The organism is Natronogracilivirga saccharolytica, from assembly GCF_017921895.1.
GTDB classification, from domain to species: domain Bacteria; phylum Bacteroidota; class Rhodothermia; order Balneolales; family Natronogracilivirgulaceae; genus Natronogracilivirga; species Natronogracilivirga saccharolytica.
In genome coordinates, this window is sequence record NZ_JAFIDN010000002.1 from 467,826 (window position 1) to 488,967 (window position 21,142).

General features: G+C 45.8%; 27 protein-coding genes. 13 read left to right on the forward strand and 14 right to left on the reverse strand.

What is annotated here, in order from left to right:
• Nucleotides 1-108 precede the first annotated feature (108 nt).
• Nucleotides 109-1,200, reverse strand: a complete 1,092-nt coding sequence (locus NATSA_RS15665; protein ID WP_210510705.1) for an HNH endonuclease domain-containing protein — start codon at nt 1,198-1,200, stop codon at nt 109-111.
• A gap of 384 nt (nt 1,201-1,584) precedes the next feature.
• On the opposite strand from NATSA_RS15665, the gene NATSA_RS04260 reads away from it, so the two are divergent.
• The 4 genes from NATSA_RS04260 to NATSA_RS04275 all read left to right on the forward strand — a co-directional run bounded on the left by NATSA_RS04260 (nt 1,585) and on the right by NATSA_RS04275 (nt 4,558).
• On the forward strand, nt 1,585-2,127 hold the full coding sequence (locus NATSA_RS04260) for a hypothetical protein (protein ID WP_210510707.1): 543 nt from the start codon (nt 1,585-1,587) through the stop codon (nt 2,125-2,127).
• Nucleotides 2,124-2,594: a helix-turn-helix domain-containing protein gene (locus NATSA_RS04265; RefSeq protein WP_210510709.1), complete on the forward strand. Its 471-nt coding sequence runs from the start codon at nt 2,124-2,126 to the stop codon at nt 2,592-2,594. The genes NATSA_RS04260 and NATSA_RS04265 overlap by 4 nt, the downstream gene beginning before the upstream one ends.
• Nucleotides 2,591-3,028, forward strand: a complete 438-nt coding sequence (locus NATSA_RS04270; protein ID WP_210510711.1) for a hypothetical protein — start codon at nt 2,591-2,593, stop codon at nt 3,026-3,028. The genes NATSA_RS04265 and NATSA_RS04270 overlap by 4 nt, the downstream gene beginning before the upstream one ends.
• A 159-nt stretch (nt 3,029-3,187) precedes the next feature.
• Complete coding sequence (locus NATSA_RS04275; protein WP_210510713.1) at nt 3,188-4,558, forward strand: DUF6880 family protein; 1,371 nt, start codon at nt 3,188-3,190, stop codon at nt 4,556-4,558.
• Between the two features lie 118 nt (nt 4,559-4,676).
• Here NATSA_RS04275 and NATSA_RS04280 read toward each other — a convergent pair whose 3' ends face one another.
• The 9 genes from NATSA_RS04280 to NATSA_RS04320 all read right to left on the reverse strand — a co-directional run bounded on the left by NATSA_RS04280 (nt 4,677) and on the right by NATSA_RS04320 (nt 11,591).
• Nucleotides 4,677-5,438 carry a nucleotidyl transferase AbiEii/AbiGii toxin family protein gene (locus NATSA_RS04280; RefSeq protein WP_210510789.1) on the reverse strand — a complete coding sequence of 254 codons (762 nt, stop codon included), beginning with the start codon at nt 5,436-5,438 and terminating at the stop codon, nt 4,677-4,679.
• Nucleotides 5,387-6,064, reverse strand: a complete 678-nt coding sequence (locus NATSA_RS04285) for a type IV toxin-antitoxin system AbiEi family antitoxin domain-containing protein (protein WP_210510715.1) — start codon at nt 6,062-6,064, stop codon at nt 5,387-5,389. Before NATSA_RS04285 ends, NATSA_RS04280 begins: the two co-directional genes overlap by 52 nt.
• 370 nt (nt 6,065-6,434) lie before the next feature.
• Entirely contained in the window at nt 6,435-7,343 is a 909-nt protein-coding gene (locus NATSA_RS04290; RefSeq protein ID WP_210510717.1) for a hypothetical protein, read from the reverse strand.
• Complete coding sequence (locus tag NATSA_RS04295) at nt 7,321-8,253, reverse strand: hypothetical protein (protein ID WP_210510719.1); 933 nt, start codon at nt 8,251-8,253, stop codon at nt 7,321-7,323. The genes NATSA_RS04290 and NATSA_RS04295 overlap by 23 nt, the downstream gene beginning before the upstream one ends.
• Entirely contained in the window at nt 8,254-8,655 is a 402-nt protein-coding gene (gene yidD / locus NATSA_RS04300) for a membrane protein insertion efficiency factor YidD (RefSeq protein ID WP_210510721.1), read from the reverse strand.
• Nucleotides 8,652-9,320, reverse strand: a complete 669-nt coding sequence (locus NATSA_RS04305) for a hypothetical protein (protein WP_210510723.1) — start codon at nt 9,318-9,320, stop codon at nt 8,652-8,654. The genes yidD and NATSA_RS04305 overlap by 4 nt, the downstream gene beginning before the upstream one ends.
• 43 nt (nt 9,321-9,363) lie before the next feature.
• Complete coding sequence (locus NATSA_RS04310) at nt 9,364-9,765, reverse strand: hypothetical protein (RefSeq protein ID WP_210510726.1); 402 nt, start codon at nt 9,763-9,765, stop codon at nt 9,364-9,366.
• Nucleotides 9,766-10,209: 444 nt separating this feature from the next.
• Entirely contained in the window at nt 10,210-10,536 is a 327-nt protein-coding gene (locus NATSA_RS04315) for an AAA family ATPase (protein ID WP_210510728.1), read from the reverse strand.
• Nucleotides 10,537-10,703: 167 nt separating this feature from the next.
• On the reverse strand, nt 10,704-11,591 hold the full coding sequence (locus NATSA_RS04320; protein WP_210510730.1) for an aldo/keto reductase: 888 nt from the start codon (nt 11,589-11,591) through the stop codon (nt 10,704-10,706).
• Nucleotides 11,592-12,094: 503 nt separating this feature from the next.
• Here NATSA_RS04320 and tnpA point away from each other — a divergent pair.
• The 5 genes from tnpA to NATSA_RS04345 all read left to right on the forward strand — a co-directional run bounded on the left by tnpA (nt 12,095) and on the right by NATSA_RS04345 (nt 14,828).
• A complete protein-coding gene (gene tnpA / locus NATSA_RS04325) occupies nt 12,095-12,322 on the forward strand; it encodes an IS66 family insertion sequence element accessory protein TnpA (RefSeq protein ID WP_210510732.1) in 228 nt (75 codons plus the stop codon).
• A 3-nt stretch (nt 12,323-12,325) separates the two neighbouring features.
• Entirely contained in the window at nt 12,326-12,565 is a 240-nt protein-coding gene (tnpB, locus tag NATSA_RS04330; protein ID WP_210510734.1) for an IS66 family insertion sequence element accessory protein TnpB, read from the forward strand.
• A gap of 46 nt (nt 12,566-12,611) precedes the next feature.
• On the forward strand, nt 12,612-13,172 hold the full coding sequence (locus tag NATSA_RS04335; RefSeq protein ID WP_210510736.1) for a helix-turn-helix domain-containing protein: 561 nt from the start codon (nt 12,612-12,614) through the stop codon (nt 13,170-13,172).
• 155 nt (nt 13,173-13,327) lie between these two features.
• On the forward strand, nt 13,328-13,693 hold the full coding sequence (locus NATSA_RS04340) for a cupin domain-containing protein (RefSeq protein WP_210510738.1): 366 nt from the start codon (nt 13,328-13,330) through the stop codon (nt 13,691-13,693).
• A gap of 25 nt (nt 13,694-13,718) precedes the next feature.
• Nucleotides 13,719-14,828 carry a fatty acid desaturase family protein gene (locus tag NATSA_RS04345; RefSeq protein ID WP_210510740.1) on the forward strand — a complete coding sequence of 370 codons (1,110 nt, stop codon included), beginning with the start codon at nt 13,719-13,721 and terminating at the stop codon, nt 14,826-14,828.
• A 109-nt stretch (nt 14,829-14,937) separates the two neighbouring features.
• Here the strand turns inward: NATSA_RS04345 and NATSA_RS04350 are convergent, their stop codons facing one another.
• Together NATSA_RS04350 and NATSA_RS04355 are read right to left on the reverse strand one after the other, a co-directional pair.
• Nucleotides 14,938-15,375 carry a hypothetical protein gene (locus tag NATSA_RS04350; RefSeq protein WP_210510742.1) on the reverse strand — a complete coding sequence of 146 codons (438 nt, stop codon included), beginning with the start codon at nt 15,373-15,375 and terminating at the stop codon, nt 14,938-14,940.
• Between the two features lie 226 nt (nt 15,376-15,601).
• Nucleotides 15,602-15,769 carry a hypothetical protein gene (locus NATSA_RS04355; protein ID WP_210510744.1) on the reverse strand — a complete coding sequence of 56 codons (168 nt, stop codon included), beginning with the start codon at nt 15,767-15,769 and terminating at the stop codon, nt 15,602-15,604.
• A 235-nt stretch (nt 15,770-16,004) separates the two neighbouring features.
• Here NATSA_RS04355 and NATSA_RS04360 point away from each other — a divergent pair, with 235 nt between their 5' ends.
• The 3 genes from NATSA_RS04360 (at nt 16,005) to NATSA_RS04370 (ending at nt 17,573) form a co-directional block, all read left to right on the forward strand.
• A complete protein-coding gene (locus tag NATSA_RS04360) occupies nt 16,005-16,289 on the forward strand; it encodes a transposase (RefSeq protein WP_210510746.1) in 285 nt (94 codons plus the stop codon).
• Nucleotides 16,289-17,128 (forward strand): IS3 family transposase, encoded by an 840-nt coding sequence (locus tag NATSA_RS04365; protein ID WP_246481699.1) that lies wholly within the window; start codon nt 16,289-16,291, stop codon nt 17,126-17,128. Before NATSA_RS04360 ends, NATSA_RS04365 begins: the two co-directional genes overlap by 1 nt.
• Before the next feature lie 115 nt (nt 17,129-17,243).
• Nucleotides 17,244-17,573: a hypothetical protein gene (locus NATSA_RS04370; protein WP_210510750.1), complete on the forward strand. Its 330-nt coding sequence runs from the start codon at nt 17,244-17,246 to the stop codon at nt 17,571-17,573.
• A 222-nt stretch (nt 17,574-17,795) separates the two neighbouring features.
• On the opposite strand, the gene NATSA_RS04375 is transcribed toward NATSA_RS04370, so the two are convergent.
• Complete coding sequence (locus NATSA_RS04375) at nt 17,796-18,470, reverse strand: hypothetical protein (protein WP_210510752.1); 675 nt, start codon at nt 18,468-18,470, stop codon at nt 17,796-17,798.
• Nucleotides 18,471-18,634: 164 nt separating this feature from the next.
• Nucleotides 18,635-19,624, reverse strand: coding sequence for an IS30 family transposase (locus NATSA_RS04380; RefSeq protein WP_210510753.1), 990 nt, complete (start codon nt 19,622-19,624; stop codon nt 18,635-18,637).
• A 164-nt stretch (nt 19,625-19,788) separates the two neighbouring features.
• On the opposite strand from NATSA_RS04380, the gene NATSA_RS04385 reads away from it, so the two are divergent.
• Complete coding sequence (locus NATSA_RS04385) at nt 19,789-20,958, forward strand: O-antigen ligase family protein (RefSeq protein ID WP_210510754.1); 1,170 nt, start codon at nt 19,789-19,791, stop codon at nt 20,956-20,958.
• Nucleotides 20,959-21,142 lie beyond the last annotated feature (184 nt).

Consider the following 21,142-nt stretch of genomic DNA (forward strand, 5'->3'; position numbering starts at 1 on the left):
GGGCGGGGCTCAAATGCAAAAGTGGAAGACTTTCCTCCCATCCGGTAATTACCTGTTATCGCTTTTGATGAGCTCTACAGCGGAAGCTCATCGGGATCTCTCCGGCTGTCACAAATCAAACTCCGGAAACCCCCGTTTGTCGATCAGGTAGGCGCTGATCTGCTTCAGCGAGCCGATAGCCGGGTCCAGCTCATCCCCTCGCCCGATCTCACTTTGGCCTTCAGCTTCGCGCACGGCAAAATCCCCGGAAACATCCCCGCCAGGCTCCCTTGTCCCGCGGGCACGCTCCGCAGCACCTCCGCGACCCACCGCCAGCCCCTCAAACAACTCCCGGTAAAATTGGCTCCCGTAATTCCCGGCATACAGTCCCCATACCTCCCGGATCCTCCCGGCACTCCGGTCGATCAGCCCCGGCGTCGGAATCCGGTCCCGTTTCCTGCTGTTGACCGGCGCGCTCACCGGAAGCAGATTCCACAAATTGTTATTCTGCCACAGCGAATACGGCAGGGCATGGTCGATGTTCAGATCGCCGCGAATCTCCCGCCCCGACCATACGCACCGCAGCCCGCCGGCCCGCTCGCGCTTCAGCAGCCGCCGCACCTGCCCCACATCCCGCGGAATGTCCACTGCCTGATGCAGCAGCGCGATCATATCCTCCCGGGAGAGGTCCGACCCGGGCGCATGGCTCCGGGCAATGCTGCAGGTGAAATCCGCCCAGCCGTAGATGATCGAATCGTGGCCGATGATGAGCGTGCCGATCTCGTCCAGCACATCGTGCAGCTCCGGGTGCATCACAAATCGTCCGGCATCGCGAATCAGCCCGGCGTATGACGGCTCGCGGATGGTCCCGGATGTGCTCCTGACCATGCTGTAATGCTCATTGAAAATCGAGAAGCCGAGGTGCTTCATCGGCATTCGGGTGATTGTGGACCGGGTTTTGCGCATCAGTGAGAGTACCGCGGGGCGGATGTCATCGGGGACGCTCTCGTGGATGAGGTCGTAGCGGAATTGACGCAGGCCGCCTTTGCCGCGGTAATAGTCGATCACGTGGTTGAACTCGCGCCTGAATGCGATGGTACGTCCGGTATTAAGATCCGGCGACTCGCCGTTTTTCTGCGGGATGAAGACCGGATGGGCAAAAATGGGATAGTAGTAGAACATCCAGAAATAGATCAGCAGGCCGAGCGGATAGCTGATCACGTACGGGGCATTCGGCAGGATGGGTTTTGAAACGGATCCATCACCCGCTTTCCAAGCGAAAGGATTGGCATCGATCTTCTTATGCGCGCGCTGCTCCGTCACGCACTGCACGATGGCCCGCAGCAGGGCGAACTTGTACGTCGCGTCCTTGCTGTCCCTGGACAGCAGGGCGGTCACTAATCGCGTGTCAAGACGTGTCATGAGAAGCAAGGTAACAAATCACCGGGAAGAGTTCTATTTCCTTGGACAAGATGTGGTAAAGGATTATTCTGGGTTAAAAGTGAAAAAGCATTTAACGATCAGTTTTTTTGTGCAATGATGTAATTAGATACTAAATCAGATAGAGACAGAATACATATCGGAACTATTTAATCAACCTGTAAGTTGACTAAAGTGAAAATCGTCTGTATTATACCGGACCAAAAAACGTTTCTAAGCGTTGTTGATGAGGAAACTGGCAACCCGGAATTTCGCCAGATTTTTGAACGGTGGAGTGATATTGATTATTTATATGCCTTTTTCGAACGAAACAGATCTGTTATAAGCCGCATAACCATCGAAACCGCAATTAAACGGGTGATAAATGATGCCAGCGAGCTTGAGGAGAAACTGCTAACCATTGCTGAAAATGATGTAGATCAACTGCAATCGATATTCAAACCGCTCAACCCCGGAGATTACCGGTTGCTGGAATTTCAAAAATCAAAAGCTTATGGAACCATCAGAAAAAGTTGGCTGCGAATATATGCGATACGAATAAACGCAGAAACATACATCATTACAGGCGGAGCAATCAAACTGACAAGAACCATGCAGGAAAGATCTCATACAAAAGATCAGCTGAAAAGGCTGACTCAGGTCAGGGATTATTTGATTCGGGAAGGATTTGATGAAACCGACATTGAAGAAATTGAGACAGATCCATGAATAAAAGAGAAAGGAAACAACGGTTTTTCGAAAACATTGAAAACGACAGTGGAAACTGGCTGGAAGAAGCTCGTTACCGCAGGGATAATCGTGACTGGCTGCAAAAATCCCGGGATATTGCCATTCTCCTGCAACAGTTTCTTCGTGAAAAAGGAATGAAACAGAAAACACTGGCGGAGCTTTTGGGTGTTTCTGTTCAACAGGTGAGCAAGGTCCTCAAGGGCAAAGAAAACCTGACACTTGATACGATATCGAAACTGGAAAAGGTACTAGGAATTACGATCATTGAGGTTGTCGGGTTTCAGGCAGAACTTGAGATGCCTGAGTTCAGACTATATGATGAAATATCAACAACTCGTTCTGCCAAACATTTTAAGACCGATGCAAAAATAAGCAAAATCGAAAGCCAGCAATGGACACAACGGCCCGTAAATGATGATTCATCAAAATACCGGATAACAGGATGACAAAAGAGGGAGAACTAGCTCTTGGTTTCAAACTTGCCCGAATCAATACGGAGGAGTTTGCAATTATTGAAGAGGCTTTTGACAAAAAAGAGTCCAGCGGGCTGAGCACTCATGTACAATTCGGTTATAATTTCGATAAAAAAGCCATTGCCGTTAATTGTAAATTTCAGTTTAAGCAAAAGAAAAAGCCATTTCTGATTATTGCTGCTCAGTGCATATTCGAAATGGAAGCAAAAGCATGGGAGAATCTGACCGATAACGGGCAAAATAAAATTACCATGCCAGTTGGTTTTGCATCACATTTGGCCATGATCACGGTTGGTACGATTCGGGGCATCCTGCATGAGAAAACACAAAATACCGAATTCAACCGGTTTATCCTGCCACCGGTGGATCTGACTCGTATCATCAAAGAAGATATCGTTCTGGAATAGTCGGCTTATTTTAGGTCATGCAATTATTGCACTACTTCGTAATCCACCTATGACTAGTTTTTTCCGTAAATCTTATCATGAAGACGTTTTCTGTCGTTTCTCTTTGAAGCGTTTGTACGAAAAAGTTCTGCAGCAAGTAATGAACAAGCAGACAAGATCATGAATGATACCAAAACCAGTACAAATAATACCAAAAGAAAGCGCCTGGTAGAACTGGGCCCGGAGTCACTGGCGGATGCCCTGCTGCAACTGGCCGGACACAATGATACCGCTGATGAACTGGTGGAACGTCTGATTGCCACACCCCGGGAGAATGTCAGGAAATTCCAGGCAAAACTGACCGGACTCAAACGTTCACGTCGTTTTATCAGATGGGGTGAATCTTACGAATTTTCCCACGAGTTGAAGCAGCTGCTTGAAGTTCTCAAAGAGGGAGCAGAGAATCCGGCTATGGGCTCGAAACTGGTTGTGAAGTTTTTCAAGTGCGACGAAGCGATCTTTGAAAGATGCGATGACTCCAGCGGACATGTCGGGGACGTGTTCCGGTATGACGCCACTGAACTATTTTCTACATACGCACAACGCTGTTCCAGCAAAGAGTGGCTGGCTGATCTGGTATTTGACCTTAATAAACAAGACCCCTATGGCGTCCGTGATGCTCTGATTCATTGCGCAGCGGAATACCTTCCGGAATCAGTTGTTCGTTATCTTATCCATCGCATGCAACAGACGGCTGATGAGGAGTTGGATAAATACGAAAAACAACATTGGCTGCATCTTATAGAGTCATTGGCCCGCCAGATCAGGGATCCGGAGCTGTTCCTCAGGACCCGTACAGCTTACCGGGGATCACTGAACGCCAATGCCTGGCTGGATATCGCCGGAGTTTATCTGGCATCCGGTGATGCTCAAACCGCTCTGGAGTGGCTGGAAAAGATCAGCGATGATGATGTCCTTCAAACATCCCGGCGGGACACGATGCTGCTTGAAGTTTACGGTCAACTCGGTCAGTCACAGAAACAGGAAGAAATTGCCTGGAAAAAATTTCGCAGCTGCCGTACTGTCACTGCACTGAAGGAATTACTGGAGGTGATCGGCAAAGAGCGGCATGATACCGTAGTGCAAGAAGAATTACCGAAGATCCATGCGAATAAAAATCTATCGTTGACCGATGCCGCTTTTCTTGTCGATTTGAGCCTTATGGATGAAGCCGGGGACTATGTGCTTGAGCGGGCGGAACAACTAGACGGGGATCACTACTATAGCCTGCTGCCACTAGCGAAAGCCCTCGAAGAATCCGGCTATCCGCTCCCGGCCTTGGTTGTCTACCGGTCGCTGCTCGATTCCATTCTGCGTCGCGGAAAATCGACCATCTATCATCATGGAGTGCGCTATCTCAAAAAGCTGGATCGACTGGCAGCTGATGTTGATGACTGGAAGAATGTGTCCGATCATCAGTCGTATGTCCAGAAGTTAAGGCAGACCCATGGCCGGAAGTCTGCGTTCTGGTCAAAATATGGCGTTTGTTGATGATCATGCAGGATTTAAAGGAGTAACCTAATCTATTGGCAAACCGATCAGCAGTTGGAAATCATATTCTGGACCAAAGTATTGATTTATTTATATGAGACCCGGATAAACAACGAATTCAAAAAGCATACTGCCGCACGACAGCCTGAAATTGTACTACTTTCTTCTTGTCCGACGGATTAAATAAAAACGGCTCTACGTCACCGGCCATCTCATCCATATCCAGCTGCCGGCACCTCTCAAGTACAGCATTTTTCAAAGTCCCGGCATCAGATACGGATATTTTCTCTTTCAGGTACGAGTAATCCGGTTTGATATTCCGGCTCATCAGAAATACCAGATCATGGAAATCCCTTCCTTTATTTCTTTCACGATTGATGATGGCATGCAATTTTTGAGCCATCAGCAATGGCAATGGCGTGAGTAAAACAGTGGTAAACACCTCGAAACGATTAAGTACAAACCGTTCCGGATCATAATTAAAATGCTGTGATTCGGTATCCATCCGAATGAGAAACTTCTCTTCTTTATGGCCGGACAAACCCTCCCCGAACAGCAGCCCGGGGAACGTTATATGGCAGTGCCAGACCCCTTTCAACACGGTTCTCATTTCGGTTTCAAATCCTTCTCTTGTCAGCTCTTTTTCAATGATGCCCGCCAGTTTTTCAAAATCAGCTTCACCCAGAGCGAGATTATCAAAATCCAGATCCTCGGAAAATCGCTGATTCCCGTGCACTATTCTCAGGCAAGTTCCGCCAAGAAAACTGAGCCCATTGGCATACGGGCTGTCATAAATAATTTCCAGAATTTTGCATTGCAGATACTCTCTTAGCAGAAACCTGGGGAACCGCCGTAACGGCTCCGGGTAGAAGGTTTGAATCTCTTCAAGTAGTCAGCATTCAAATAGCTATTCAAATGGTTCATACGGATTTTCAATGCATTGGAGTTTATATAATTCAGATACGCATCCAGCTTTTCCTTACACAAGCGATTTGAAATTTCAACCTTGTTCCATCGCAGGCTTTCAAAATCCGCGGGACTCTCTATTTCATTGTGCAGATACAGGTAGTCGATGATCGTTTTTTCGGGCCCGGCAATGGCATAGTGACGGGCATTCCACTTCCGGAGCTGGTATCCAAAAAAAAGAGCCGGTTTGACATTCCTGTAGGCAAAGGCTGCGATCGGAGTATCAAACCTGTTGGTTTTAAGTGTGGTGCAGGAGGTTATTTGGAAGACACCTTCCGGTATAAAACCATGAATGGACAAGGCCGATTCCAGCGACACGTAGGAAGGAGCATAGATGGTATTCGCGCAGTAAAACAGGTAAGCTTCATCAACCTCCTGATCCATGAAGCGATAGAACCGGTTGCGCAATTTCTGGATGTAGCCTTTCTCCTGCCACTCTACAAGCCTTCTGTTGTCGAAGCCGGGGAAATGCTTTTCGATCTCCCTGACTGAGAAGACCGGAAATGCCTGCAAGGTTTGTTTGAATGTAAGATAGGTCATGATTTTATTTCCATTTATTGTTAATTATAACAACTTATAGAAACAAATATGTGCTTTTTCGCTTTTACAGCAATCATCATCCAAAATATTCATGATCGTGGCATTGAAACAGTCGCATGACTTAAATCGTCATGAATATTCTATGTGTCCTTATGAATCCAATGATTTTAATCACATGAATACCGATTTGGGTATTTTTTCCGCATGCTGAAATATGCAAGGACATCGTTTATCATCAATTCAAGTCGAAAAAATGACTACTACGTTCTCATGGTGCAGGATATGAGCTGGTCATAAATACCAATCCACTTGTTGTTAAACAAAAAAACGCCCGACCAGTCAGGTCGACTTCCTCGTCCGGAAGACTGCCTTACTCTGCCCCCAGAAAATCATCACGTTTCAGAGAAATATCGCCCTGCATAAAGGACTCCCTGTAAATCTCGTCAAGGGACTGCATGGCTTTTCGAATGGCTGACTGTCTCTGGCGGTTATTATATTCATGCACTGAGTGAGCCGCATTATCTCTGTTTCCGTCGTAGTAGCGCCACCACAACAGGGATCCGATCAATAAAGTATGATGATAGTTTTCAAGGGTAACGGACCGGACCAGCAATGCAATGGTGGCCGAGTTTACCATAACTGCACCCAAAGCGTTTGTGTATTGACGGGCGTATAATTGTCCCGCTCCGGGAATAGCGGTTGACAACACTTTTGCCTTATTTTCAGATTTGTAAACCGGTTCCATGCCGGCATAAGAACCGGCTTCCGCCAAATGTTCATCGATAGTATCAGGCAGCTCCAGCTGCAACTCCTTCGCCTGATTAAGATAATATGCCATTTGATACAGATCATTTAAATAGCCGTATAAACGGGCGAGATACAATGTTATGTGCAGTTTCAAAACAGGATCTTCCGCGGCCATCCGGGATCGCAGCAGCTGCAGTTCGCCTGTTGCATGTTCATGATTTACAATCAGACTTCGCCCAAGATGATATCTGAGAACCGGGTCATTCTGTTCACTGGTATTAAACCGGATGGATTCCCGGATGTGACGGATGGAGTTGCTGTACTTCCCTTCCGCATAGTATAACTTCGACAGGTTATAGTGTATGTACGACTTGTAACCCGTTTTGTCCTGTCCATCAAGCTGGTAAAGGGCATGATGGTACCAAAGAATGCCTGTCTCATACTTTTGCTTCTCTGCCGCTGACTGCGCTTTTCGGACCGAGCTGTCAGCAGACGCGGCAAATGCGTTTTCAGGGAGTGTAATACTTGTCAAGAATATCGTCAGAAGCGTTGTCAAGATCATAGTAAAGCGATTCATTGTACTCTTTAACACGGCGGTAACTTCCGTATATATTCCCTATGTGGAATGAAAAACCGAGTCCTCCCAATATGATCGAAGAGTAATGATTCAATCCGTTATTTACAATGGATTCTCCGGTGAGAGCCGCCAGCCCGCCTGCAAGGAGAAAGCTGTAGGCCGCATCCCAGGTCCTTCCGGCATACAGCATTCCCGAACCGGGGACAAATGTCGATAATGCACCGGCCAGGAAAGGGGATTTTGATGAGGGCAACGCATTCAGCTCCCTGTAGAAATTATCTGTTTCAGTTCTTTCCATAAAGGGCTCTTCAGCAGCACCCGAAAGTTGATAGAATGCATCGCGGGCCTCGTCAGGATTTCTCGAAAAAACATGGTATATGCTTGTATTCAGCAATGTGAGGGGATCGCCTTTGTTGTCTGATCCGTGGTGCAGCGCCTGCCCGTCTGAAGAGGTGTTACGACTTACTCTGAACTTTTTGAACGCGTCCAGCTGCCTCCCGGATAAATACCACCCTTCCAGTTTCCTTTGATAGCTGTTCTTTTCTTCAAAATCCAGATCCGCTTCTTCGACAATTTTCCGTAATAAACCTGTTGCAGAATCATGATTTCTCAGAAGCCACTCGGACCAGGCACCTAATGCCGCTTTTTGAATCCAGTCGGACTCATCAGGTTCAAGTGAAGCCGTTAACGTTGAAACGGGCTGATAGTACTCATTTTCATAGAGGTACTCCCAGAACGATAAAGGGAACGACCGGAGTGAGTCGTTGCCGCCGTGGGATAATGCCGCCGCCGGAACAGGCAGTAAAGCTAACGTAAAAAGTGCCCCTGCGGCCAATAATACGATGGTCTTTTTATTGCAGGGCATTTATTCGGACGAGGTATAGTTGCCGGCCGGATCTATAAAGTATCTCCGGTTTTCATCCAGGGGGTAGGAGCCATACATGCCCGGAAGCCCGTTGCACCGTAAAAGCCGGTCGAATGTTAACAGATAGCCTGTTGCGAAATTCTCCTTGCGGAATGCCTGTCTGGAAAACTCGGAACAGTTCGGGTGAAACGGGCAGGATGTATTGTCGTGAGGTGAGATCATGTTCTGATAAAATGCCAGAACCAGCTGCGAGCCAGAATCGATGCTGCCGGAACTGCGGGAATCACTGTGATCCGAAGAAATTGCCGATTTCAAATCCTCAAAATCGTCAGAAAGATCCTGGGCATCAGCAGAAATACTGAAAAAGAAGAGCAGGATGAATATGCAGCGTAAATGCTTCAAAATTGCCGTGTTTCAATTTCTGCGTTCTCCGGGAAAGCAAAATTCCGGACAGAGTCGGGAATATCCGGATTTACCGAGATCTCGTCAAAATAGAGTTTCTCATGAGTAGAGCTGCGCTGATTTTGATGCGATGTGCTTATTTTTGTCGGTATCGCGTGACCATCAATGGTTTTGTGTCCATCCAGCTCAGTCTCCAGTGATATTGACTGTGCTTCAAACCGGGCTTTGACAATGACATTGCCGGAGTGATAAACTTCAAATACCCCGTTTTCGGAACCGGAAGCATGTTCCCATTGTGTGATTAAGGTGTCACCGGAAGTGCTGTTGGACCGCACCTTAAAGCCGATGGCTGCCAGTCCGTAATCATCTTTCAGAGAAGCGATTAAGGAATTGACTATGGGCAGGTCAAACGGAGTGTCGGACGACATGTGGTACCCCCGGTTGCTGTACGGGTAGTATACTTTCATGCTGCCGCCGTCGACATAAGAAATTTGATTTACCGGATGATGAACATGCAGGTGCAGTGACTCATCAAAATAATATGCCCTGCCCAGCAGAGTATCGGATGAGTTATCACCTTTCTGAATTTGCTTGAATTCGAAAGCTATGTTATCCGGCTGGTTCTGACCATACACCTCTGCGGCAAGGGCAAAAAAAATCAGCAACAGGGCTGCCTTTGCCGGGAGGTGCTGTAACAGCCGGCATGCATTACAGCGGATCATCGGCAGCAGCAATTACAGCAGCATAAAGCACAAGGGTTGCCCCGGTACCGACCAGACAACCGTACATGGCATTACTTCTGCGCGTGCTTTGCACTTCCGAAATATAGGTATCTGTAAACGTGGCAACATATTCTTCATCCTTGCCAACGATCGCTCTTGACGGCGGATTGGGTGTGATGGCTGTAGCGACGATATATCCGATAAACCCACCGACACATCCGATCAAAAACCAGGTGCCTCCGCTTTCATCATCTGCATAACTCTTTGCTTCCGCAACCGGATCGGAATCTGAAAAGGCACTGGATGCAGTGTTGAGCGGTTGAACTACCAGTGAAAAAGAAACGATAAGAAAAAAGATACTGCTGTATTTTCTTACTGATTGGCTCATAATTGTCCCCATATAAATTGGCATTTTGTGTGATTCGTGTCCCCGGGATTCGTGTCCCCACAGGGATAATTGTTTACCCCTGGCAAAGAATCTACTATTATTACGATACTTAGTAAAATAAAAATTGCCCGAATCTATATGCTGGTCCCGGGGCGGGTTCCCCTAAAAGCTGAAGCAAGGCAATGGTGTCTCCGGCAGGCAGGGCAGTCGCCAGACGAATCGGGACCGCCCCAAATTGTCCCCACTCCGGTGTCAGCCGGCAGCTGAGTCATAGAAACAGGTTTGATGGATTTTTCTTATCCGGAAAAACCACATTCAGTGAAAACTGGCATGGATTTTGGCTGTGACTTTCATTTCGTGGTTTGCCCGGATATTGCATCCGGCATTACAAACTCCCGGAAGTTATCCCGGGTAATTCCCTGCATCGTTGCACGGTAGGTTCTTTCAAATGTTTTCGGAAAGCTGTTTTTCCTTGAACTGATCAGTAATAATTTTGGATGTCAGTCCGATCCCGGGAATGCGCTGAGCTTCGTCTATAAAAATGATCGATGCAGAGCCGAGGATGGTTCGCAACTCCTCCGTATTCGGTTCTTCCAAAACCTTCCGTACCGTTGGGTCATCTCCGTCAAAAAAAAGAACCTCTTTTTGCGACGGTTCAATGATATTTTTAATCAGCGTTGTCTTACCCGATCTTCGGGGTCCGGTAAGCAAAATGGCCCTGCCACAGAATAATTTCTTTTCAATAAGCCCTTGTAATGTTCTTGGGATCATTGCGGCTTGCCAAATGTTTGATCGTTATTATTATAGTTATTTTGGAATAGACTACAATATAAATATAATAATTTTGGATTTTAATCCTTTATCAAGCAGCATCAATCTCCCAGAAAGATTATTCGCACACAGCGCCGGTCGCAAACCTTAAAGCCCGGATCTCCCCCTCATCCATACCTCATGGCGGTCACCAGGTTCTCATTCAGCACTTTCTTCCATCCGCGGTCACCGATGCCGGTGTTGGAATGCGAAATGACGGCTGATGAAAATGACCGGTCCAGCACATCTTTGTATGACAATCTGGCGCTTTCGACCGGACCCTTGCCTTCATAAGACCGGGTTACCTTGATGGCGGCGACGGTGCATCCTTTTTCGAGGATTTCGGGTATCACAGGCCTGTAATCCACCAGATCGTCCCCGACGTTCAGAACCAGATGGTCCAGGTCATACTCATCCACCAGCTTCACGGCCGTCGACAGGCTTACCGCACCGTGAGATGAAAATCCGGTATTGCCGATAAGGCCTTTTTCGCGCAATTCAAGGAGGGCTGAAAATGCCGAGGCGTTGTCCTCAACACTGTCCCTCAGGCCGGTGTTATGCAGGAGATACACATCGAGATAGTCCCGGCCGAGTTCTTCCATGCTGGTATGGAAGTCGCTCATCACCCCGTCATAGGTGCTCGAGTCGGTTTTGGAACTCACTATAAGCTGGTCGAAGTCATCATCGGTAAGCATTTCCCCCAGGAGACGCTCGCTGCCCGAGTAGTTTCTTGCCGAATCGATGTAATTAACCCCCTTTTCCATGGCGTAGCGCAGGTATTCCTCCCTTTCATCATCAGGAATATGGGACCGGCCGGTGAAACGGCTGCCGGCGCCAAGGCATAGCACAGATGCCATCAACCCGTTTTTCCCCAGCTTTCTCTTGGGAATCACAGCATTCTTCAATTCATCAGGAGTCTCAGTATCATGCGAAACCGTGCTGCCGGAACAGCCAACAATCACTCCAAGCGTCCCAAGACCAACGCTTTGCAGAAACTTTTTTCTGTTGATTTTCATCTTAAGGGATGAGTTTTATTGGATTTGGCCTGTTATGCAAAATACATGCGGGGATGCACGACATCAAGGGGGAGTTGGCAATCGGGCGGATGTACGATGCGTCCATGATGTGTCCCGTACGGTGGGGATGTCGACGGGCGGAAATTGGGGCGCGTCATGAGGTACCGTGCCAAACCGCCGGGAAGTGTTGCATATTCTTGCGCAAGATGAGGTAATGCACTCTCTGCTGAATGCAACATGTACTTGCAGTAAGTGACCTGTATACAAGCTTATGTGCTGCATCTACGCCAGGTCTGCAGCGGGAAGTTCGTTTCCTGGAAATTGTTCAGGGAATCTTCTGGGAATAAATTTTAAGAGATGCTAAGTAGTTTAATTGTATCCATGCAGGCAATTGCATCTTTCGCTGAATAAACCCAGGTTGTTAGCTTAAAGCCAAAAAAGCAATGCAATTGGAAAAACAGCAAAGAATGTTCTCACTGGTCGAGCAGTGGTAAGCCAGCCAGATGACAAAAAAAGAATTTTGCCGGCATCACCAGATCAAGCTATCCACATTTGGTTACTGGACCACCCGCTACCGCCGTAGCTGTAAAGAGTCTGCAGGTGGTTTTGTCCAGATTGATCCGGGCGGTGCGCCATTAGATGGTATGCAGATTATCTATCCCAATGGAGTCCGGCCGAGCGTTGAGGGTTATGATGCCGGTTTGATCGGTGAGCTGATCCATCTGTGGTAAGTCATGTTTACCTTAGGCAACACGCTCACCTACCAGTTATATCGCAGTGTGTGTGACATGCGCAAGTCCTTTGATGGATTGTGCGGGCTGGTCCGCAATGAGCTGGGCCGCCGGCCGGCCAGCGGGGAAGTATTTGTCTTTTTGAACCATCGCCGCATGCTTACTTTTACACTGAATTTGAGACTTGACCCTGGCGTTGCCGGCAGCTACCCTGAATGGATATCTTATATGGAAATGATTTAATAAGGCATCTCAAATGTTGTTCCACCAATGAATGTTAATGGGAGTTATGAAGCTATATATAAAATATATGGTCAGCCTGCGTTGCAAGATGCTGGTACAGGAAGAGTTGAAGAAGCTTGGTCTGAACCGGGTCGCGGTGGATCTCGGGGTGGTGGAAATTTTCGGGGATATCACGGATGAGCAACGGGAGAAATTCAGAAATAATTTGAAAAAAGCGGGACTGGAACTGCTTGACGATAAAAAGCAGATTCTGGTAGAAAAAATCAAAAATGTCATCGTTGAAATGATTCATTACTCGGATGAAATCCCGGAAATGAACGACTCGGACTTTATCAGCGAAATGCTGGGCTACGATTATACCTATCTGTCAAATACGTTTTCGGAAGTCAAAGGTATGACCATCCGGCATTTTATTATCCTGCACAGGATCGAAAAAGCCAAAGAACTGTTGATGTACGACGAACTTACCCTGACAGAGATTGCTCACCGGCTGCATTACAGCAGTGTAGCCCATTTATCCAGCCAGTTCAAAAAGATTACCGGTCTAACGCCCAGCTATTTCAGGGAGTTGAAGTATAAGCGAGTGAAAAATCTCGAGGATCTGTAACATCTGTAACATTTTCCGGATTCGGTGTAACGCATGTTGTATTGAAAATTCCCACCTTGGCGGGTGAGTAAAGAAGGACGAGCTGACGGAATGGAGTCTTTCCTGACTGTTGCGATTAACGCACAATGAACATCACCTGAAAGAGACCGGAAAATATGCAATCAGATGACGGATCCAGGTCTAATGAGATGGAAAAGGCCACGGCTTTTATCATCGTTGAGATCATCGAATATGTTCCCGGTTCGGTAGTGATCAAAACCATCCTTAAGAAAAGAACAGGAAATGTCAGCGCCGTTTCGGTGGATTCCGACGGAGAACTGGAAGAAAAGGCATCCCCTTTTGATATTTTCATACAGATAATAGAAGGCCGCACGGAAATATTCATCGAGGATGATGTATTACATCTTGAAACCGGCCAGTCCGTTATCATACCGGCGCATTCCCGCAACTCTTTCAAGGCCGGCCACCGGTTTAAAATGATATCCACGGTAATAAAAAGCGGATATGAAGAAGTAAGCTGAAGCACGTATTATAATCAATAAGATTATGCAGAAACGACAAAGAGTTACATTCGTTGGTAAAGACAGGAATATCTTTTTTAAAACCCTGAAACAGAGAGTGGACCGGCATTTCCGGGATCAGGGCAAAACCATGCACGCCAATGCTGCCATGGTTCTTAAGTCCGTAATCATGCTGGCGTTGTATATAGTACCGTTTTGCGTGATCATTCTGATGCAACCGCCGCTGTGGTTGTCGCTTCTGCTGTGGTTTGTGATGGGCGTCGGAATGGCCGGTATCGGCATGGCCATCATGCACGATGCCAACCATGGAGCTTATTCTTCACGTCCGGCCGTGAACAAAATACTCGGGTTTTCACTGAACCTGGTTGGAGGCTCCCGGCACAACTGGCACTTGCAGCACAATATCCTGCATCACACCTACACCAATATTACCCATCTGGATGACGATATTGAGAGCAAGCTGATTCTTCGCTATTCCCCGCATACCAGGGTCAGGTGGTACCACAAACTGCAGCCGTTCTACGCTTTTATTTTTTACGGCATTCTCACCCTCTACTGGGTTACTCTCAAAGATTTCGTGCAATTTGTCCGGTATACCATGGACGGTGTGAACCCGAATTCGTTTGGGCGCAATACGGTTTTATTGTCCGGTATCATCTCCCTGAAAATTGTTTATTTTTTCGTGTTTATCGGGTTGCCGGTTCTTGCCGGTATTGCTGTTTCCCATGTGGTCGCCGGATTTCTGTTGATGCATTTTGTCGCAGGAATTATTCTGACCACCGTATTTCAGCTGGCTCATTCCGTGGATGAAACCGAGTTTCCCCTGCCGGACGAGGAAGGAAAAATTCAAAACGCCTGGGCCATTCATCAAATGGAGACCACCGTCAATTTCGCGCGTTACAACAAGTTGTTGTCCTGGTATCTGGGTGGTTTGAACTTTCAGGTGGAGCATCACCTGTTTCCGAAAATTTGTCATGTGCACTATCCGGAAGTTGCCGAAATTGCGCGGAAAACCGCACGGGAATTTGATGTCACGTACAACGAACATCAAACCCTTGGTGCTGCCCTGAAATCGCATATCCATTTTATGATCCGGATCGGGAAGCTGCCGGATTTAAATGATGGTATCGGTTGAGATTGAATATTACTGTAACAACAAAAGCGTATCAATCGGATAAGCCGTGATGAATCCTTTGACGTGATCTGTTGCCGCAACCTGTTGCCGCGTCCTGTTGCCGCGAGTATCAAAACAGGGCCCGATCGTGACGCAACAGGCCCCGCCAGGACGATTCCAAACAGCATTCCGGAGAAAAGCGGCCTTCTCCGCTGTATTCAAAGGAAAACCGGTCGATCTGGAATAGCGGGAAGGGCGAATCCACCGGTACAAAGGCCATGCTGCAATCCCAACCTATTACCCACCTGCTAAAGCGGGTCAATTCCTGTCCGCCTGAAAACTTGGATTTAAAGTTCTTCATCAATTTCTTTTTTTTCGCTTTTGCACAGGCTCCCAAATCAATAGCCGAAACAGAACCTATATCTTGTTGAAGATATCGGTAAAGATTACAGGTGATTAGCGGCATTAATAATCTCTTCCGTGTTGTGGTCAATGACGCGAATGGAAAATTTGCCTTTTGTTGAAGAAGAGAGCGAATCTGATCCATGCTTTTTGGTTTTGTAGCCACACTTGTCCTCCTTTTGATTATGTGTTCAAAAGCAAGCAAAATACTTTCCGGCAACAGGTGGGTCAGTTTAAAGTGAAACGGGTGGATCAGTATAGGGTGATATTCTCAATTAATTCACTTCTTTCCACCTTTGGGTGGCTTCACCGGTTTTCTGCCTTTATTCTGTCCCGGAGGTGCAGGTTGAGTAGTTGGTTTTGGCGGTTTTTTCTGTTCTTTTGCCATAGTTCTATAGGTTATAGGTTACAAAAATGGAAATGCTTACAAAGCCAAAAGTAAATAAAGCGAGAGAAAACGGATTTAATAAATTCAACCATTTTGTGTACTGTCCTCCAGGATCGACCTCTTCAAAGTTTTTACTATCATCCAGCTCATCTATCGCTTTTCGAAATGCCAAGGCACTCAGGTAGTATGAAATTAAACTGATCACAATACTCAGTCCCCAGGTGAGCCAGCTTGTTATCAGCCACCCAATCATTACCGGCTCTCCGTCAACGAAGTTGGATACAAACGCAAATGTCACCGCAAACGCACCACCTGAAAGCTTAATGAGTGTCTTGTCAAACTCATCCTGGGAGTGTAGTGGTCGGGAAAAATTGGACGGTTAAATCCTAACCGTTGATTTGCCTGACATGAAACGTAAACGCCGACACTTCAGCCCTGACTTCAAGGCTACCGTAGCCATAGAAGCCCTCAAAGAACGCCAGAGCGTCAATCAACTGGCCGAGAAATACGAACTGCATCCCAACCAGATTACCACCTGGAAAAAGGAATTTGTGGATAACGCCGACAAAGCCTTTTCTGATGAGAAAGCCAATGCCGAGCAGAAGGATCGGGAAAAGCAGATGGAAGAGCTCTATAAGCAAATCGGTCAAATGAAGGTGGAAACCGACTGGTTAAAAAAAAAGCTTCTATGATGCCGGTGGCGGATCGCAAAAAACTGGTAGACATGAACCTTACCAAGCCCAGTATTACCAGGCAGTGCGGTTTGCTGGGGTTGGCTCGTTCGACCTACTACCATAAACCCAATCCGATCAGTGAGCAAGACCTTCAGATCATGCATACCATGGACCGCATGTATCACGAAGATCCAACCCGCGGCACACGCCGCTACGCCGATGATCTGGCCCATGAGGGCTACAAGGTCGGCCGGGATAAAGTACGCCGACTGATGCAGCTCATGGCCATTGCCGCCATTTACTGTAAACCCAGAACCACGGTTGCTGACCCGGCAAAGTACAAGTATCCCTATCTGCTCAGGGGGTTGCATATCAATCGCACCAATCAGGTCTGGAAGATTGACATCAGCTACATCCCGCTGCGCAAGGGGTTTCTTTATCTGGTTGCCATTATCGATGTTCACAGCCGCTATATTGTGGGTTGGGATATCTCAAATACCATGGAAGCCGAATGGGTGGTGGGTTGTGTCAAACAGGCTGTCGCCCGACATGGTGCTCCTGAAATCATTAATTCTGATCAGGGAAGCCAGTTTACCAGCGATGAGTACATCACCTACATCACAAGCCTGAAAACGGTCAAAATCTCGATGGACGGTAAAGGCCGAGCCACCGATAATGCGCACATTGAGCGCTTCTTTCGAACCATTAAACACGAGAAAATCTATCTTCACCTGCCGGAAAACGGACAAGAGTTATATGCGCTTTGCTCTGAGTTCATAACCTTTTATAATACCAAGCGGTCTCATTCCAAAATTGGAAAGATTCCTCCGGTAAAGCGGTACCTTCCGGCAGCTTGAAATCAAACGAACAATCCTCAAAGAGCTGTCCAACCATTCCCGACCATCTCACGGAGCGGACGCGGGAGGTCAACAGCATGGAGACAATGAAGACAGTGTAAATGAACCGGCGGCAATGACGCCATCCGTGGACTGGAGTGTGATGGATGAAATTGCCGACCGGGTAATGCAGCCGGACATTCCGGACGAAACGTTGTATGGCAGATACCTGGCACTCACCTATATTTTTTTGGCAGCTCCATCTTTGGCCATGGTCTCATATCTGCTGTTTAAAAATGAAAGAGGCCGCTTTTCCCAGAATTTTGTAATGAACCTTTATGCTGTTTCACATATGCTGACTTTCAGCATAATCCAAATCCCCAGTATCCTCTACCAGGGGCAGGTATTTGACTTTCACTCCCACTTAATATACTGTACCTGGTCTGGATGTACCATCGATATTTGAATGTACGATCCATACGAACTGCTGTAAAAGCAGTCTTTTCCTACCTGCTGAGCCTGGCCCTTTAAATTCTTTTTTCCAGTGCTGTTCTATTGATTGCAGCCTTCATTTGGACACAATTATCATGAGAATCGCTCCTGCTCCCATCTAGAATCGCTCCTGCTCCCATCTCACTGGTAATATGTTTCTGATTTTGCCTGTTACACCTTCCGGGAAAAGTCCTGTCTACCACATTCTGTCCGGTGTGATGGCTATTCCGATATTAAACCCGGGGTAGCTCATGCCTTTGCGGAAACCTTCTCCATAGGTGACATCCATCTCTATCAAATCAGGAATCACAGCTAAGCGCAGTCCGGTCTGAAATGAGGGAGTTTCAAAATTGGATGTGAAAATTTCTGAAAGGATCATCACCCTGTCACGAATGCCGAAATCCCCACGGATACCGGATGTAAAGGCGTATTCCCGGTCATGTTCATTAAACCCTTCCATTCCAAGGTTAAGATGCAACACCGAGCTGCCATCCAGTATCATTTTACTGAATAGAACATATGAAAAAAACTCATCCAGATCGCCGTCAAAATTAAAAACCGGGGCCAATACCAGCCCGTAAGCCCAGCCATCCACTTCAACATCTCCTGGCACGGCTTTAAATTCTATAAACCAGTTATCGGGCTCGAGCCCATCTGAGGAATCGAAAATCATTCCCGCGGTTAATTCAAGCCACCGGGTGACAGAAACAGCCGGCTGAAACCAGGACTCTTCGGTTCCATACCACGATTCAATTTGAAAAGAGCGTTGGGTCGTTACAGCCGCATCATCCACGATCATCTGTTGCGCGTCTGCCTTTTTAGAAATCAATATTGGTACAATGAACAGCAGAATAGCTGTGTATCGAATCATTATTATAATTTTGTTCACTTGCATGAGTATCACCTGTTTTTGATAACAGCCACATTACTTTGCCGAATCAAGGCCCGACTCATTGGCGAAAAAGCCTGAATTGATTCAGTTGAATGAGCTCACTGGTACTTGGCAGAATAACATTCCAAGTGCCCGATTATGATTTATGAGGTATCGGGTATAGTTAAAGGTTTGAAGGTATTGAAGAATACTTCAAAAGGCGTTTTATATCCAAGTTTTTTTCGTGGTCTGTTGTTGAGTTTTTCAGTGATGGCCCGCAATTGTTTTGGTTGCACGAATCGAAGATCCATTTTTTTGGGCAAATACTGTCGCACAAGCTTGTTGAGTTGCTCAATACGCGCACTTTGATTGGTTTGATAGGGATGACAAAACCATACATCGGTTTTCAAATACCGGGCAGTGAGCCGGTGATCGGCGAATTCAATGCCATTGTCGTTGGTCACCGATTTGATGTGATATCGAACGTCTTTGAGCTGTCTCCGGGTACCGATATGGGTATCATAGGAAGCTTTTCGGTGAATCTGATCCAACCAGCAGTAACTGGATTTGCGATCGACGATGCTCAATATGGCTCCTTTGTTGGCCGGACCAACGATGGTGTCACGTTCCAGGTCTCCGATTCGCTCGACTCGGTCGACCACATCGGGACGTTGGTCGATGAATCTTCGGTTTTTGATGAACTCACGTATCGTTTTGTGCTTTCTGCGGCGTTTGGGCTTCTTCCTTGCTGTTCTCAGATGTTTGTAAAGGTCTCCTCCGTGTTTGGCATCACAATAAATATGGCGGTATATGGTCATATGAGAGATGTTCATATGCTCGCCATGTTCCATCGTGAGTCTGGGGCCAATGCCGGCCGGTTCCAGACCGGTAGCGGTAAGCAGTTGCAATGCCTTCTGCTTCAAAATACCTTTAAAGCGGTAGGGATGGCGTTTTTGCGTTCGTTTTTTCTTATAACGCTTATGAGCATGATCCGGATCATAGTTGCTATAACCGCCGCCTCTGGCAATTTCGCGCCGAATGGTTTGCGGATCCCGCTTCAAGGTTCTGGCAATATTGGCAGGCCGGTAATCAAATTGAATTGCGCTGCGGATGTGGTATCTTTCCCACAGTGCGAGGTGTTTGTATGGCTTCATGTGCTCGACTCTTTGGTAGGAGAAAAGACGGAAGCTACAAAACTTCGCGAAAAATCCGGGGGGGCTAGCCCCCCGGATTCAAACTTTTCTCCCAGAATCGGGCACTTCAATTGTTAATTAGCCCTGATTATGATCAACTGAAACTTTGGGTATGAATAACCAAAATGAATAAGTCAATAGCTATATTAACTGGTTTAGTATTTACACTTTCTATTAATGTATGGACATTTTACCCTGGAGTAACATCTGCTAGATTAGCAATTATATGTATTATCATTGTTAGCTTTATAAAGCTTTTTAATAATATGTATAAAATACCAAGAAAAGTGATTGTTTTACCCTTATTAGGTATTTTAGCAGCTACTTTCACGATGTTTGGTCTTTTAATTAATGATGGAACAATATGGTATATCTTTTCTTGGGTTTTTTTAGGATTGTTAGGGGGTTTAATTCATTATGTATTACATGATTTTAATCAATATGAAAAGGAGCTTTTATTAAAAACCATACTATATACATTCTTGATCATCATAATATATGTTGTTTATATTATGTATAATAATAATGTGTTATTTAGTGAAGGGCATATAACAAGGAGATGGCTAGATAATTATGTTCCTAGTGGGCTTAATAGATTTCTTAATGGCATTACACTATCATCATTAATCATTTTAGGGGCATTAATTATGAATATTACAAAAAGTAAAGCATTTAATATATTTTCATTTGTTGCTTTGTTTGTTTTTCTATTAATTGCAATTACATCAGGTTCACGTCAATCAATTCTGGTGTTTAGTATTTATACTTTATTTCTTTTTTTTTATATATATATAAAGAATATAACAAATTCTCAAAAGCCTTCATTTTTAATATTATCATCCTTACTAATTGTTGGATATTCTGTATACTCATTAACTGAGGATTGGTTTATGCAAAGATTTATTAATCCCGTGATACATAGAACAACAACTTCTAGTGATGAAACAAGATTAGATATTCTTGAAGCTGGTTATGATATTATCATAAATAATCCATTTGGTATAGGTGCTGGTAATGCTTATAGCATGCTTGGTAAATATCCGCATAATGGCTATTTAGGATTTATAATGGAGAATGGAGTAGTAGGTTTTATATTTTTATTAATAATATTCATATATACAATAAGAAAATACTTGACAATAAAGGAAGGTAATTCTTTATCAATGTTGTTTATGCAAATATATATAGTTTTAGCGATTATTATGACTCTAATGAATGATTTGTTTAGGGAGCCAATTTATTGGACAACATTGGGGTTTTTATATGGTATTATTGACAGTGGAAAGAATAGATGAATTTAATCATATATAGTTATATTATTTAAAAAAACATTTAATATCAAAAAAATATCACCTGATTCCGTGAGTTAGTGCTCATTTTCAATTTTTGGAACCGAAAAATCCGGCAAACGTCTTCTTTCATTTCTTTTCGCAGACAATTGGGCTGGAAAAAAGCATAAACAAGCTTATAAATCCGAGC